The sequence below is a fragment of the Bradyrhizobium sp. BEA-2-5 genome, from assembly GCF_032918025.1.
Taxonomy (GTDB): domain Bacteria; phylum Pseudomonadota; class Alphaproteobacteria; order Rhizobiales; family Xanthobacteraceae; genus Bradyrhizobium; species Bradyrhizobium pachyrhizi.
On sequence record NZ_CP136629.1, the window covers coordinates 5,823,761 to 5,838,938 of the forward strand.

A 15,178-nucleotide genomic window follows, 5' to 3' on the forward strand; every position below is an offset into this window, starting at 1 on the left:
CCGCCGCAGCCGCGCCTCGCTATCGCGCAACATCGCGGTATCGAGCCGGCCTCCCCGATTATTTCCGGCGCGACGCCAGGATCTTCTCGGCGGCGCGCAGATGCGGCTTGTCCAGCATCTTGCCGTCCATCTTGGCGACCCCCGATGGATTATTGGCGAACGCGGCGATCACCCGCTCCGACCATGCGATTTCCTCATCCGTCGGCTCGAAGGCCGCGTTGACGATGTCGACATGCTTGGGATGGATCAGCGCCTTGGCGAGGAAGCCATCCTGGCGCGCGGCGACCGCCTCGGCCTTCAAAGCATCGAGATCGTTGATGTCGGTCGCGATGGTGTCGATCGCGACGACGCCGGCGGCGGCCGCGCCGATCAGGCAGAGATCGCGCGCCAGGATGAAGGGCGAGTGATAGCGGCCGTCACTGCGGTTGCGCGTTGCCCCGAGCGAGGCCGCGAGATCCTCCGCGCCCCACATCATGCCCCACAGCCGCGGGCTCATGTTCTCGAAATCGAGGATTTTCAGCACCGCCCGCGCCGTCTCGGTCGCGACCGTCACGATCCGCGTGGTGCCCTGCGCGATATCAGAGGCGGCCTCGAATGCGTCGAGATAGAGTGCGAGCCGGTTGACGTCGGCGGCACCGGCGCATTTCGGCAGCACGATTCCATCGGGTTTACCGGGCATCACGGCGGCGAGATCGCCGAGCGTCAGATCGGTGTCGAGCGCGTTGACGCGGATATAAAGCTTCTGCTCCGGATTGCGCGCATCGAGCATCTGGCGCGTGATGCCCCGCGCAACCACCTTCTGGTCCGGCGCGATGGAATCCTCGAGGTCGAGGATCAGTGCATCGGCTGCGGTCTTCTTCGCGCTTTCATACTTCCGGGTGCTGTCGCCGGGAACGAACAGGAACGATCGCATCGCTTACGCCTTCGGCTTGCAGTGCATCAGGCCGGTGCGGCGGCAGCTCGCCACCACCTCGCCGCGCTGGTTGGTCATGGTGTGCTCGAACTCGACGATGCCCTGGGTGGGCCGCGACTTGCTGGCGCGCTTGCCGATGATTCTGGTGTGCGCCTTCAGCGTGTCGCCGTGAAACACCGGCTTCGGGAACTTGACGTCGGTCATGCCGAGATTGGCGACGGTGGTCCCCATGGTCGTATCATAGACCGTCATGCCGATCATGATGCCGAGGGTGTAAAGGCTGTTGAAAATGCGCTGGCCGAACTCGGTCTTCTCGGCGAAATGCGCGTCGATGTGGAGCGGCTGCGGGTTGAGCGTCAGCAGGCTGAACATGGTGTTGTCCATCTCCGTGACGGTGCGGCTGAACTCGTGATGGAATTCCTGTCCGATCTCGAACTCCTCGAAATACAATCCTGCCATTTACCGTCCCTTGTAGTTGGGCGTCCGCTTCTCGACGAACGCATTCAGCCCTTCCTGGCAATCTTCCGTCGATGCGACCACAACGAAGCTTTCCGCCGTGTTTTCCACCGAGCGGCGGAAATCGGCATCGACCGCACGCATGAAGGCGTCGCGGCCGATCTTCATCACGATCGGCGATTTCGCCGCGAGCTTGCGTGCGATCTCGCGGGCGCGCGCGAGCGCAGTGCCCTTCGGCACCACCTCGCTGAGCAGGCCCATGCGAAAGGCGGTCGCGGCATCGAAGGGCTCGCCAAGGAACAGCGGGCCGAATGCCTGGTGCTTTCCGACCAGCCGCGGCAACTGCACGAAATGGATCGCCGGGATCAGGCCGACATCGATCTCGGGATAGCCGAAGGTCGAGCCATCGCCCGCGACGATCATGTCGCAGGAGATCGCGATCGTCATGCCGCCGGCGCGCACCGCGCCATCGATCGCCGCAATCGTCGGCTTGCCCATGCGGTACTGCGTATCGTTCAGCGCGAAATACAGCCGCTCGAGGAATGTCTTGGTCTCGATCGCGGGCTTGCCCCTGACGATGTCGAGATCGAGGCCGGCGCAAAACACCTTGTAGGCGCTGCTGATGATGACGGCGCGCACCGCGTCGTCCTCGCGCGCCTTCGCCAGCGCTGCCAGCAGCGCGTCGATCAGGGGAATGCTGAGCGCATTCACCGGCGCCCGATCCAGCACGATCTCCGCAATCTGGTCGGTGACCGAGTAACGAACGAGGTCGGTGCTCATGATGTATTGCCTCCCTAGCTCTTGGCCTGTCGCACGGCGCCCGAGAGCAGCAGGCCATCGATCTCGGCGGAACCGAAGCCAGCCTCCGTCAGCACGGCGCGGCTATCCTGCCCGACGTCAGGCGCGGGGCAAAGGTGATCCTCGGACAGGCTCGCGATCCCCGGCGTGCGCGGCGAATAGACCGCGCCGACGCCGGGTGTGTCCTGGCGCACCGACGCGCTGGTCGCCTCGACATGGGCGTTGCGCAGCCATTCGCCGGGATCGAGGATCCGCTCTGCGATGATATCGGCCGCATGCAGCCGGGTCAGCCAGGCGTCCGTCGCCTGGGTCAGGAACACCTCGCGCAATTGCGGGATCAGCGCATCGGCAGCATCGGCGCGCCGGGCGAAGTCGGCAAAACGCGGGTCGCCGGCGAGGTCCTCACGGCCGATCGCACCGCATAGCCGCTTGTATTGCGGCTCGTTCACCAGGGTGACCATCATCCAGCCGTCCCGGGTCTGGTAGGTGCCGGCCGGAACGTTCAGCGCGCGCGGCGCGCCGCCCTCGAGGATGAACTCCGCCACCTTGTGGCCGAGCAGCGCCGACGTCGACTGGCAGAGATTGACGTCGATCCAGCGGCCGGTGCCGACGGTCGCACGCGCGAATAGCGTCGTGGCGATGGCCTGGAACGCATAGACGCCGGTGACGACGTCGGAAATCGTGGTACCGACCCGATGCGGCACGCCATCGGCGCCGAGATTGACCGAGACCAGCCCCGAGAACGCCTGCGCCACCGAATCCGAGCCGGGCCGCTTGGCATACGGCCCGCTCTGCCCGAAGCCGCTGACCGACAGGTAGACCAGGCCGGGATTGTCGCGCGACAGGCCCTCATAGCCGAGCCCGAGCCGCTCCGCGACGCCGGGACGAAATCCTTCGATGAGCACGTCGGCCTCGCGCGCCAACCGCTGCGCGATCGCGATCCCGTCCTTGTGCTTCATGTCGAGGCACAGGCTGCGCTTGCCGCGGTTGTAGACTGCCGACAGCGTTGTATGATTGCCGTAGGTCGTGCCGAGATAGCGCGACCAGTCGCCCTCCGGCGGTTCGACCTTGATGACGTCGGCGCCGTAGACACCGAGCAGCATCGCGCAATAGGGCGAGGCAATCCCCTGCCCGAAATCGAGTACCTTCAGCCCGCGATACGGCGCTTCATGCGTCGGCGTCAGCTTGCCCGCCATTTGTCCTCCCATCGCTGCCGAAGAGCCCTGTCCTTTGGGCATGATCCCCGCGCAAACGCTGCGCGCTTGTCGCGAGGGAAAACCGCTGCGCGCTTTTCCCGGATCATGCCCTACAGCGCCAGATAGCGCTGCCGGACATTGTTGTTGGCCTTCAGCTCTTCGATGGAGGATGTGTAGACGATCTGGCCCTTGTCGATGACGGTGGCGTGGCTTGCGAGCCCCAGGCAGAAATGCATGTTCTGCTCGGCGATCAATACTGTGGCACCGGTGCCGCGGAGCTGCCGCAACAGCTCGCCGATCCGCTGCACGATGATCGGCGCGAGCCCCTCGCTCGGCTCGTCCAGCAGCAGCAGCGCCGGATTACCCATCAGCGTGCGCGCGATCGCCAGCATCTGCTGCTCGCCGCCGGACAGCCTTCCGGCGATCCGGTGCCGCAGCGGCTCGAGCAGCGGGAACACGTCATAGACGCGGCGGATCGGCCATTCGTCCTGGCCGTCCGGTCCCTTCTTCTTCCCGATGACGAGATTGTCCTCCACCGTGTGCTCCGGAAAAATCTGGCGATCCTCCGGCACGAAGCCGAGGCCGGCGCGCGCGATGTGATACGGCCTCATTCCCGAGACCACCTGGCCGCGCAGGCTCACCCTGCCCCGCCGCGGCGGCGCCAGCCCCATGATCGCCTTCATCGTCGTCGACTTGCCGGCGCCATTGCGGCCGAGCAGCGCCATCGTCTCGCCCTGCCGCACCGACAGCGCGACGCCGAACAGGATCTGGCTGGTGCCGTAATAGACATCGAGATCGGCGACCTGCACCACCGGCTGCGCGCTCATGCCACCGCTCCCGAATGGTCGTCGCTGCCGAGATAGGCCTCGATTACGGCATCATTCCTGCGGATCTCGTCGGGCGTGCCGGTGGCGAGGATGCGGCCGTAGCACAGCACGACGATCTTGGGTGCGATCTTGAACACGATATCCATGTCGTGCTCGATGAAGACGACGGTGATCTTCTGGATCTCCCAGAGCTCGCGCACCTTGTCGATCATGCGCCAGCGCTCTTCCGGCCCCATGCCCGCGGTCGGCTCGTCAAGGAGCAGCACCTTCGGTTCGAGCACGAGCGCGAGCGCAATGTCGAGCAGCTTCTGGTCGCCATGCGACAGCGTCGCCGCGGTCCGGTTGCGCTTACCGGCAAGGCCGAGCAGTTCCATCGCATGCTCGGCGCGGTCGCGGGTCTCGGCCAGCGGAAACCGGCGATGCATCACGCCGGCGCGGCGCTGATCGGCGCTGACGGCGGCGAGCATGGTTTCCTCTACCGTCAGCGACTTGAAGATGCTCGCGACCTGGAAGGCGCGGCCGATGCCGTACCGCACGATCTCGGGCGGGGCCTTGCCCGCCATGTCGACGCCGTTGAGCAAAATCTGCCCGGCATCAGGTTGCAGCGCGCCCGTGATCAGGTTGAAGAATGTGCTCTTGCCGGCGCCGTTGGGACCGATCACGGCGGTGAGCGAACCGTCGGCGAAGTCGAGCGAGACGTTGTCGGTCGCCTTGACGCCGCCAAAGGATTTCGAGAGTCCGCGAATCTCCAGCATGGCTAGCCGCTCGCCTCCCGCAGGCCGCCATAGGTGCTCCACGACGTGCCGGCAAGCCAGCCGCAATCGACCGGCACATTGGCGCCGGTCATCGCCGAAGCCGCATCGGAGGCCAAGAATGCGACGACGCGGCCAATTTCCGAGGGGTCGACGAGGCGACGAAGTGCGGCATTGGCTGCTAGCGCGGAAACATCCCGCTCTCCGCGATCGATGGCATTCTTCAAGGCCGGCGTCAGCGTGTAACCGGGTGACACGGCATTGACGCGGATGCCGGAGGTCCCCCATTCGGCAGCGAGGCACTCGGTAATGGCGATCACCGCCGCCTTGGCGGGCGCATAGGCATGCAACGGCATCGAGCGCATGCCGGCGATCGAGGCGATGTTGACGATGCTGCCGCGCTTGCGCGCGATCATCTGCCGCGCAAAGGCAACACAGGCGACATAGGTGCCGCGCTGGTCGACGCGCACGACGTCGTCCCAGGAGGTCATCGGCAGCTCGTGCGGACGGGCCGGCACCTGGATGATGCCGGCGCTGTTGACCAGCACCGCGACCGGGCCGCAGTCGCGCTCGATCGCGGCCGCACAGGCCTCGACGCTGCGCTCGTCCGCCACGTCGGCCGCAAACGCCTTGCCACCGACTTCCGCCGCAACCGTCTGCGCCTTGGCGATGTCGCGGTCGACGACGGCGACGAGATCACCGGCCGCTGCGAGCTCACGCACGCACGCCGCGCCGATGCCGCTGGCGCCGCCGGTAACGACGCTGATCCGCATCTGTGCAGTCATGGCGCCCGCTCCCCGACTTCTCCGCGACGCTGCGCGAACCATTCGACGACAAAGTCCATCAGGCCTTTTCGCAGGCCAATGGCGAAGAACAGGATAACCACGCCGAGCACGATGCCATGATACTCGGTGAACCGCGTCACGGTGTCGTTGAGCAGAAGCAGCAACACGGTGCCGACCATCGGGCCGAGGAACGTCGAGACGCCGCCGAGCATGTTGATGAAAATGCCCTCGCCCGAGATCGTCCAATAGGCGAACTCCGGATAGGCACCCGACACGAACAGCGCCATCACCATGCCGCCCATCGAGGCGAACAGCGCGGCCAGCACGAACACGGTGAGTTTTGCGCGCCAGACGTCGATGCCGAGGAAGCTCGCGCGCGCGGCGTTGTCGCGGATCATGCGCAGCGTGTAGCCGAACGGCGACTGCGCGATCTGGCGCATCGCGAGCAGGCCGAGGATGAGCAGCGCGCAGCTCGTGACATAGAGATGGACATGATTGGACAGATCGATGCCGAGAAAGACGGGCCGCGGGATGCCGCCGCGCAGGCCCTGATCGCCGCCAGTGAACGAGGCCCAGGACAGGATGGTCGAGTGGATCAGCATCTGGAAGGCGAGCGTGACAAAGGCGAAATAGATCTCCTTCAGCCGCACGCAGATCGCGCCGATGACTACGGCGACGACCAGGGTCATCGCCAGCGTGGCGACGAAAGCCACCGGGATCGGCACGCCGGTCTTCTGCATCATCAGCCCGAAACCATAGGCACCGAGGCCGAAGAACATACCGTGGCCGAACGAGATCAAACCGGTATAGCCGACCAGAAGGTTGAGCGACGTCGCGAACAATCCATAGGCCGCGCAGCGGATCACGAAGTCGAGCAGCTGCTTGCTGCCGAAGATGAACGGCAGCAGCGCGAGCACGACAAAGGCCACCAGCGCGATCAGGACATCGCGGTAACGCTGCGGCCTGGCGTCGATCCGGGCAACATCGAGGGGCTGCGTGCCCTGCCCGGCCTCCAGCTCGGTCATGCCGCCTCCTTGCCGAACAGGCCGGTGGGCTTTGAGACCAGCACGATCACCATGAACAGATACATCAGGCCTTCCGTGAACAGGGGAAATCCGAGCGACCCGAAGGAACGGATCAGGCCGAGCAGCAGCGCGCCGATCAGCGCGCCCAGGATCGAGCCCATGCCGCCGATCACCGTGACGATGAAGGACTCGATCAACACCGAAAAGCCCATGCCGGGAGTCAGCGAGCGCACCGGCGCTGCGAGCGCACCGGCAAGCCCCGCCAGCATGCCGCCGAGCGCGAACACGCCGCCATAGATCAGGCCGGTGTTGATGCCGAGCGCCGAGACCATGCCGGGATTGTGCGCGGCCGCGCGGATCACCTTGCCGATCCTGGAGCGCGCCAGCCCCAGGCCAAGAACAACCGCCGCGGCGAGCGCCACCCCGATCAAGAACAGATAATAAGGCGGCACCACGCCGCCGGCGATGAACAGCGGCATCACCTGGAAGGCCGCCGGCATGCCCATCGCCTTGAACTCGGGCCCCCAGATGATGCGCACGATGTCGTCGAAGATCAGCACGAAGGCGTAGCAGACGAGGAGCTGCATCAGGACGTCGGCGCCATAGACGCGGCTCATGAAGACACGCTCGAAGATCAGGCCGAGAACCGCGGTGCCGGCCGCGCCCGCGAGCATCGCCAGCGCAAAACTGCCGGTGAGCTGATAGGCCGTCATCGCGAAATAGGCGCCGAACATGTAGAAGGCGCCGTGGCTGAAATTGACCACCTTGAGCACGCCGAAGATCAGCGTCAGCCCGACGGCGACGAGGAACAGCAGCATGCCGATGATGAGGCCGCTGGTGGTTTGCGTCACTAGGCATGCGGAACTGGAGAGACAGCCGGCAAGCGCATCGAGATCCACGGAGAATCATCCATTACGGCGGGCCGCAACGTCGGCGCGCGACAAACATCAGATGCGAGGCGGAGGCAGCAAATTGCCGCCGCCGCCCGACATGCCGATCAGGTATAGCCCTTGCTCTTCTTCCACTCGGCTTCCAGCTCGAAGATGGTCTTCCAGTCCCCGGCCTTGACTTCGGGCACGTACGGCTCCTGTGGGATCGTCGTGCCCCAGCCGATGGCGTAGCCGACGAGGGTGTGATCGTCGCCGCGCATGGTCACGGTGCCGTCGGCACCGAACGGGCACTTGATCGTGAGGCCCTTCAGCACCTCTGCGATCTTCTTGCCGTCGGCCGAGTTCGCCTTCTTGACGGCCTCGTTGAGGAACATGATTGCGGTGGCATTCTCCCACGACCAGTTGGTCGGATATTCATTGAACTTTGCCTTGTAGGCATCGCCCCAGGCAGCATTCTCCGGCGTGGTCGGGAAGGTCTTGATGTAACGGTTGCCGGAGTGGATGCCCTTGGGCAGGTTCTTCACCACGGTGAGCGCAGTGTAGTCAGCCATATTGACCGCGAACACTTCCATCTGGCCGAACATCGCGTAGATGTTGGCCTGGTCGATATAGGAGGTGAGATCGCCGCCCCACAGGCAGGAATAGAGCGCCTGGGGTTTGGCTTGCAGGATCTTCGTCACCACCTCGGTGTAGTCAGGCTGGAACAGCTTCGGCCAGGACTCGCTGATGATCTCGACCTCGGGCGCGAAGCGCTTCAGGTACAGCGTGAACTCCGCCGTGGTGTCGCGGCCATAGGCATAATCCGGCGAGCAGGTCGCCCATTTCTTCAAGCCCTTCGCCTTGGCGATCGCCGCGGCATAGCTGCCGCCGACGATGGAGTCGTGCACGCCCTGCCGCGCGGTACGGAACGCGTTGGGAATGCGCTGCTTGGGATCGGCGGTCAGCGATGACGCTTCCGAGCAGGTATGGATGCAGAGCACGCCGAGATCGCGCGCCACTTCGTGAACAGCGAACGATCCCGACGACGCTTCGCCGTCGAGCAGCATCTCGCAGCCGTCGGTGTTGACGAGCTCGCGCGCGACGCGGGCCGCTTCCTGCGGCTGGCCCTTGGAGTCGCGGATCACCATCTCGATCTGCCGGCCGGCGAGACCGCCGGCAGCGTTGACCTTCTCGACCTCGAGCATCACCGCATTGCGCGAGGACGTGCCGAGCTGCGCGACGCGGCCCGACAGGATCGTCGGCATTCCGATCTTGATGGTCTTGGCTTGCGCACGCGCCACCCAGGGCGCGGCAACACTCATCGCACCGGCGCCCATCAGCGCCAGCGTCGAGCGCCGGGTGATGCCCGGTTTCCGGGTCCTCTTCATCATTCCCCTCCCTGTCGGGTTCGCGTTCCCAAAATCCCTGCCGGAGATCGTTCCGTCTCCATGACCACGATGTTTTCAGAGGTAGGGGGGTGACGTCAAGCCAAAGATGAATTACGAGTCAGAATTCATCCAGGGAGAAAACGGCGCCGGAATCGGCCCCGCGGGCGGCAAATGATCAACCTTTCCAGCTTCATCGCATTTCATGCCCGGCGGACTCCGGACTGCTGTGCGCTGAAATATCGCGGCGAGGACGTCTCCTACGCCGACTTTGATCTGCGGATCCGGCAGGTCGGCGGCTGGCTCGCGGCGCGCGGGATCGCGCCCGGCGACGTCGTGGCCGTATTGATGAAGAACAGCGCGGCATTCCTCGAACTGGTGTTTGCCACCAGTCATCTCGGCGCAGTGTTCTTGCCGATCAACTTCCGCCTCTCGCGCGATGAGGTCGGCTACATCGTCGGCAATGCCGGCGCGCGCCTCTTGGTCGCCGACGAGGAGTTTGCCGCGATCGCAACCGGCGGCGCACCGGTCGTGCTGCTCGATGAGGTCGCTCAGTCCAGCGTCGCCAACCTTGCGCCCGACATCGCGCCGGCGCCGATCCACGTGCGCCGGCCGCGCGACCTGATGCGGCTGATGTACACCTCGGGCACGACCGACCGCCCCAAGGGCGTGATGCTCTCTTACGATAATTTCTACTGGAAGTCCGCCGACCAGACGATTGCGCTCGGCCTCAGTGCCGAGACGCGGCTTCTCGTGGTCGGCCCGCTCTATCATGTCGGTGCACTCGACCTGCCGGGCATCGCCGTGCTCTGGCATGGCGGCTTGCTGTGCATTCATCGCGCCTTCGAGCCTGAACCTGCACTCGCCGCGATCGAGCGCGAGAGGCTCAACGCCGCCTGGTTCGCGCCGGTCATGACCACGGCGATGCTCACCTGTCCCACCCGCGATCGCTACGACGTCTCCAGCCTGACATGGGCGATCGGCGGCGGCGAGAAGACGCCGGAGTTGCGCATCCGCGCCTTCTCCGAATACTTCTGCAACGCGCGCTATATCGACGCCTATGGCCTCACCGAGACCGTCGGCGGCGACACCTTTATGGAAGCCGGCCGCGAGATCGGGAAGATCGGCTCCACCGGCCGCGCCATTGCCCATGTCGAGATCGAGATCCGCGACGAGGACGGCAAGCGCCTGCCGGCCGGCCACAACGGCGAGATCTGCTTGCGGGGGCCGAAAATCACGCGCGGCTACTGGAAGGATCCGGACAAGACGGCCTCGGCCTTCTTCGGCGACTGGTTCCGCAGCGGCGACGTCGGCTATATCGACGACGAGGGCTTTCTGTACCTGACCGACCGCAAGAAGGACATGATCATCTCCGGCGGCGAGAACATCGCCTCCTCCGAGGTCGAGCGCGTCATCTACGATCTGCCCGAGGTGCGCGAGGTCGCCGTGATCGGCCTGCGCGATGCGCGCTGGGGCGAGCGGCCGGTCGCCATCGTCGTGCTGGCTGACGGCGCCAAGCTCGACCTGCCCAGTCTCACCGACCACTGCCGGACACGGCTCGCCGGCTTCAAGGTGCCGCGGCAGCTCGTCGTCCGCGACAGCCTGCCACGCAATCCAAGCGGAAAGATCCTCAAGCGCGTGCTGCGCGCCGAGCTGGAGACGTCTGAATGACGCAAGTGAACGCCAAGGTGACGAAGCTCAACCGCGTCGAGCGCAACGCCTGGACCAAGCAGAAGATCTTCGAGGCCGCCACCAAGGTCGTGGGCAGATACGGCTATGCCGAAGCCTCGGTCGCCCGCATCACCGAACAGGCCGGCGTCGCGCAGGGCACCTTCTACAACCATTTCGAGAACCGCCAGGAATTGCTCGACCAGCTCCTGCCCAAGATCGGTCTCGACATGGTCGAATTCATCCGCGCTCGCACCGGCACGGCGGATGCGGCACGGCAGGAGATCGCGCGCTTCTCCGCCTTCTTCGACTTCATCCGCGAGGTGCCGGAATTTCTGCGCATCCTCAACGAGGCCGAGTTCTTCGCTCCGACCGGGTATCAGAAGCATCTCGACAACATCTCCAGTGCCTATGTGCGGATCCTGCAACGCGCACGGGCCGCGGGTGCGACCAACGCCTACAGCGATGAGGAATTCGAGGCGATCGTCCATATGCTGATGGGTGCGCGCGGCTATCTCAGCCGCCGCTATTCCTATTCGGAAAGCGGCGTCACCGCCGTTCCCGATCATGTGATCACGGCTTACCACAAGCTGGTCACCCGCGGCCTGTTCACCACCAGCGACAAGGGAAGAAAATCATGAGCGCTGAGGGCACCATCCTGGTCACCGGCGGCAGCCGCGGCATCGGCGCGGCGACCGCAACGCTGCTCGCCGATCAGGGGCATCGCGTCGTCATCGTCGACATCGCGCCCGAGCCGTTGGTTGGAACAGCCGCCGTCCTGTGGCCGGCGCCGTTCGACGTCGCGAGCGAGAGCGCCGTTGTCGCAGGCATTGCCGATATCGAGACCGCGCATGGTCCGATCAGCGGCCTCGTCAACGCCGCCGGCGTGTTCGGCAAGATGCACTCGATCGAACGGGTGCGGATGGAGCAATGGGACCGCGAGGTCAATATCGACCTGCGCGGCACCTTCCTGGTCGCGCGCAGCGTCGGCATCGCCATGGCGAAGCGTCGGCATGGCGCGATCGTCAACGTCGCCTCGGTGGCCGGCATGACGTCGGGCCCGATCCACGCCTATACCGCGGCCAAGGCCGGCGTCATCCAGATCACGCAGACGCTCGCCGCCGAATGGGGCCGTTCCGGCGTCCGCGTCAACGCGGTGTCGCCCGGCTTCACCCGCACGGCAGCGCTCGAGGCCGGCATCGCATCGGGCGCCCTGAACAAGGATCTGCTGGCGCGGCCGACCGCGATGAACCGGCTGGTCGAGCCGATCGAAGTGGCGCAGGCGATCGCCTGGCTGCTCTCCCCGCAGAGCAGCGGCGTCACCGGCATCAACCTGCCGGTCGATGCCGGCTACATCGCAGGCACCACCTGGGCCGCCTATGGCGGCCTGCCGGAAGCCCCACGCAGCTAAGGACAACGCATGAATATCGAGCTTCCGCGCAAACACCTCGATCTGTCCTCCGCGATCGCCGAGGGCGATATCCGTTGCCTGCTGATGGTGCTGGTGCACATGACCGGCGACGAGAAGTGGCTGGAACCGCCCTACCTGCCCAAGCGCGATATCCGCCTGATCCCCGATCCCGAGGCCGGGGTTACCCGGGAGATCCAGGACGAGATCCGCGCCGCGGTCCTGAACCTGTGCGCGAACGGCACCCCCAAGCCCGTCATCACCGACCCCGGCGAGGAATTGCTGCTGAGGATGATGCGCGCCTGCCTCGGCGAGAACGTCGCGCCGGAATATGCGCCCCTGATGCGCGAAGAGATGGGCTTCGTGGCGCGCGAGGCACGCTGGACGGCGCGCCCTTCCGACGAGAAGCTTGCGGACCAGCACGTGCTGATCGTCGGCGCCGGCGTCTGTGCCATCGCGCTCGGCGTGGCGCTCGGCCATCTCGGCATCCCCTACACCATCGTCGAGAAGAACGAAGAACTCGGCGGCACCTGGTGGATCAACCGCTATCCCGGCTGCGGCGTCGATACGCCGAACCACTCCTATTCGTATTCGTTCGGATCGCGCAATGCCTGGACGCGCTACTTCTGCCAGCGCGAGGAGCTGCTCGGCTATTTGCTGAAGGTCGTGCGCGAATACGACATCCGCCAGCACGTCCGCCTCAATACCGAGCTCGTCGCCTCGCGCTGGGACGAAGGCAGGCGACGCTGGATCTCCACGCTGAAAACCGCGCGCGGCGAAGAGACCTTCGAATCCACCGCGCTGGTCAGCGCGATCGGCCAGCTCAATGACCCTCTGCCGGCCCGCTTTGAGGGAGACGAGAACTTCAGGGGTTTGAAGGTGCATTCGGCATTGTGGTCCGACGACGTCAACGTCGAGGGCAAGCACGTCGCCGTGATCGGCACCGGTGCCACCTCGATGCAGCTCGTGCCCGCGATCGCCGGCCGTGCAGCCTCGGTCACGGTCTACCAGCGCAGCGCGCAATGGGCTCGGCCGGTGAAGGGCTATGCCGACCCGATCAGCGAGGGCGCACGCTGGCTGCTGGCGCATCTGCCATTCTATGTGCAGTGGTATCGCTTCAACATGTTCTGGCGCTACGGCGATGGCCTCCTGCCCTTCCTCCGCAAGGACCCGGCCTGGCCGCATCCCGAGCGCGCCGTCAACAAGGGCAACGACCGGCACCGCCAGGAGCTGACCGACTTCATCCTGTCGGAACTGCAGGGACGACCCGACCTGATCGAGAAATGCGTGCCGACCTATCCGCCCTATGGCAAGCGCATCCTGCTCGACAACAACTGGTTCAAGACGCTGACCAGGCCGAATGTCGAGCTGGTCACCGACAAGATCGACCATTTCGCTGCAGACGGAATTGTCACCGCCGACGGCACATCGCGGCAGCACGACGTCATCGTGATCTCGACCGGTTTCAAAGTCTCCGAGATGGCGGCGCGTCTCAATATCACCGGGCGTGACGGCAAGAACCTCAAGCAGGCGTGGCGCGACGACAATCCGACCGCCTATCTCGGCCTCACCGTGCCTGATTTCCCCAATCTCTTTCTGATGCTCGGTCCCAATTCAGGGCCGGCCCATGGCGGCAGCGTCATTTTCCAGTCGGAATGCCAGAGCCGCTACATCTCGGCGTGTCTCGTCGACATGATCGAACGAGACATCGCCGCGATCGACGTGCATCCCGACGCGCATGACGCGTATATCCGCGACGTCGACGCCGAGCATGAGCAAATGATCTGGACCCATCCAGGCATGAGCACCTACTACCGCAACAGCAGTGGCCGCGTGTTCTCGGCGATGCCGTGGCGTTTCGTCGATTATTGGAAGATGACGCACGATCCGGATTTCACCCAATATCGAAAGACCAAGTCGCGACAGGACTCCTGACCTGAATTCCCTCGCTCGTTAACTTGACAGATGGCCATAACTGCCGCAGCATTTCGCTGACTGCACCTGTTGGGGTGCTGGAGCGCTTGCTCCTCGCGTCGCAGGAATTGACGGACGATTATGGGATCGGCCGTCAGGCAGCTGAAGCGGACAGATGTCCGTCGGCCCACCCTTGGAGAGGAGCATGACGCCACCGGCGCAAGCCAGCGACCTTGCTCAGCGGCAAGGTCTCGGTGCACGTTGAGGCAAACAGCAGCTGCTAGCCGCGTGCGCCACCGACAATCTGAACATATCCGCAGGACAGGAGCGCAAAGGCCACGCGCTTTTAGGTCCCGAAACACGACTGGTCGATACCAGACATCCTTCGCTAAAACGAAGTAGCAGGGCCCCGCGATGCTTGACTGCACCGGGGCCCGTTCGTTTGCCCGCGACCTCCCCTTCATCACGCCGCATTGCGCCCCCGCACGGGATCGGGAACAATTGTCGCGACGAGATGAGGAATGATGATGGAAAAGCCGCGGGTCCGAATCTACACCGACTACAAGTCTCCCTATGCCTATGTCGCCAACAAGGGGCTGTTCGAACTCGAGGAGACATACGGCGTCGAGCTGGAATGGCTGCCCTACACGCTGCGCATTCCGGAATTCATGGGCACGGTCGAGGAGCGTACACCGCACTTCTGGCGCAAGGTGCGCTACGCCTACATGGATGCGCGCCGGTTCGCCAACGCGCAGGGACTGACCATGAAGGGCCCGCGCCGGATATACGACGCCTTCTACGCCAGCGCCGGGATGCTGTTCGCGCAGCGTCACGGGCTGTTCGGGCCTTATCACGATACGGTGTTCCGGAAGTTCTGGAATCACGAGCTGGAAATCGACGACCTGACTGAGATTGCCGGCGTGATCGCCGCGGTCGGTGGTTCTGCCGACACCTTCGAGGCCTATGTTCGCGGCCCTGCCCGCGCCGAACATGATCGCATCATCGACGAGGCCGAAGCGCTCGGCGTGTTCGGCGTGCCCAGCATGGTGTTCAACGGCGAGCTGTTCTGGGGCGGCGACCGCATCGACATGCTGATCGAGCGGATCAAGCAGCCGGAGACGATCGCGATCGCGCTTGGCAGCCGGCACCAGACGTAGACGCCGATCGTTTCGAATCTGCCTA

The 15,178-nt window shown here is 64.8% G+C and carries 15 protein-coding genes; 5 read left to right on the plus strand and 10 right to left on the minus strand.

The features are described from left to right. Positions 1-58 precede the first annotated feature (58 nt). The 10 genes from RX327_RS27545 to RX327_RS27590 all read right to left on the minus strand — a co-directional run bounded on the left by RX327_RS27545 (position 59) and on the right by RX327_RS27590 (position 9,009). The gene (locus RX327_RS27545; RefSeq protein ID WP_317247683.1) at positions 59-913 is read right to left on the minus strand and encodes a CoA ester lyase; all 855 of its coding nucleotides are present in this window, start codon (positions 911-913) and stop codon (positions 59-61) included. 3 nt (positions 914-916) lie between these two features. Next, positions 917-1,372 (minus strand): MaoC family dehydratase, encoded by a 456-nt coding sequence (locus tag RX327_RS27550; RefSeq protein ID WP_317247684.1) that lies wholly within the window; start codon positions 1,370-1,372, stop codon positions 917-919. Beyond that, on the minus strand, positions 1,373-2,149 hold the full coding sequence (locus RX327_RS27555) for an enoyl-CoA hydratase/isomerase family protein (RefSeq protein WP_050383901.1): 777 nt from the start codon (positions 2,147-2,149) through the stop codon (positions 1,373-1,375). Between the two features lie 14 nt (positions 2,150-2,163). Then, on the minus strand, positions 2,164-3,363 hold the full coding sequence (locus RX327_RS27560) for a CaiB/BaiF CoA transferase family protein (RefSeq protein ID WP_050383902.1): 1,200 nt from the start codon (positions 3,361-3,363) through the stop codon (positions 2,164-2,166). A 110-nt stretch (positions 3,364-3,473) separates the two neighbouring features. Beyond that, positions 3,474-4,190 (minus strand): ABC transporter ATP-binding protein, encoded by a 717-nt coding sequence (locus RX327_RS27565; protein WP_317247685.1) that lies wholly within the window; start codon positions 4,188-4,190, stop codon positions 3,474-3,476. Further along, positions 4,187-4,945: an ABC transporter ATP-binding protein gene (locus RX327_RS27570; protein ID WP_317247686.1), complete on the minus strand. Its 759-nt coding sequence runs from the start codon at positions 4,943-4,945 to the stop codon at positions 4,187-4,189. The genes RX327_RS27565 and RX327_RS27570 overlap by 4 nt, the downstream gene beginning before the upstream one ends. Before the next feature lie 2 nt (positions 4,946-4,947). Continuing rightward, positions 4,948-5,727 (minus strand): SDR family NAD(P)-dependent oxidoreductase, encoded by a 780-nt coding sequence (locus tag RX327_RS27575; protein WP_028336901.1) that lies wholly within the window; start codon positions 5,725-5,727, stop codon positions 4,948-4,950. Then, on the minus strand, positions 5,724-6,752 hold the full coding sequence (locus RX327_RS27580; protein WP_317247687.1) for a branched-chain amino acid ABC transporter permease: 1,029 nt from the start codon (positions 6,750-6,752) through the stop codon (positions 5,724-5,726). Before RX327_RS27580 ends, RX327_RS27575 begins: the two co-directional genes overlap by 4 nt. Continuing rightward, positions 6,749-7,651, minus strand: coding sequence for a branched-chain amino acid ABC transporter permease (locus tag RX327_RS27585; RefSeq protein WP_317247688.1), 903 nt, complete (start codon positions 7,649-7,651; stop codon positions 6,749-6,751). Before RX327_RS27585 ends, RX327_RS27580 begins: the two co-directional genes overlap by 4 nt. Positions 7,652-7,749: 98 nt before the next feature. Beyond that, positions 7,750-9,009: an ABC transporter substrate-binding protein gene (locus RX327_RS27590; protein ID WP_317247689.1), complete on the minus strand. Its 1,260-nt coding sequence runs from the start codon at positions 9,007-9,009 to the stop codon at positions 7,750-7,752. 171 nt (positions 9,010-9,180) lie between these two features. On the opposite strand from RX327_RS27590, the gene RX327_RS27595 reads away from it, so the two are divergent. The 5 genes from RX327_RS27595 (at position 9,181) to RX327_RS27615 (ending at position 15,153) form a co-directional block, all read left to right on the plus strand. Beyond that, positions 9,181-10,677 carry an AMP-binding protein gene (locus tag RX327_RS27595; RefSeq protein ID WP_317247690.1) on the plus strand — a complete coding sequence of 499 codons (1,497 nt, stop codon included), beginning with the start codon at positions 9,181-9,183 and terminating at the stop codon, positions 10,675-10,677. Continuing rightward, positions 10,674-11,315, plus strand: a complete 642-nt coding sequence (locus RX327_RS27600; RefSeq protein WP_317247691.1) for a TetR/AcrR family transcriptional regulator — start codon at positions 10,674-10,676, stop codon at positions 11,313-11,315. The genes RX327_RS27595 and RX327_RS27600 overlap by 4 nt, the downstream gene beginning before the upstream one ends. Further along, positions 11,312-12,085 carry an SDR family NAD(P)-dependent oxidoreductase gene (locus RX327_RS27605; protein WP_050383908.1) on the plus strand — a complete coding sequence of 258 codons (774 nt, stop codon included), beginning with the start codon at positions 11,312-11,314 and terminating at the stop codon, positions 12,083-12,085. Before RX327_RS27600 ends, RX327_RS27605 begins: the two co-directional genes overlap by 4 nt. A 9-nt stretch (positions 12,086-12,094) precedes the next feature. Next, positions 12,095-14,017 (plus strand): NAD(P)/FAD-dependent oxidoreductase, encoded by a 1,923-nt coding sequence (locus tag RX327_RS27610; RefSeq protein WP_317247692.1) that lies wholly within the window; start codon positions 12,095-12,097, stop codon positions 14,015-14,017. Positions 14,018-14,523: 506 nt separating this feature from the next. Beyond that, positions 14,524-15,153: a 2-hydroxychromene-2-carboxylate isomerase gene (locus tag RX327_RS27615; RefSeq protein WP_050383968.1), complete on the plus strand. Its 630-nt coding sequence runs from the start codon at positions 14,524-14,526 to the stop codon at positions 15,151-15,153. Positions 15,154-15,178 lie beyond the last annotated feature (25 nt).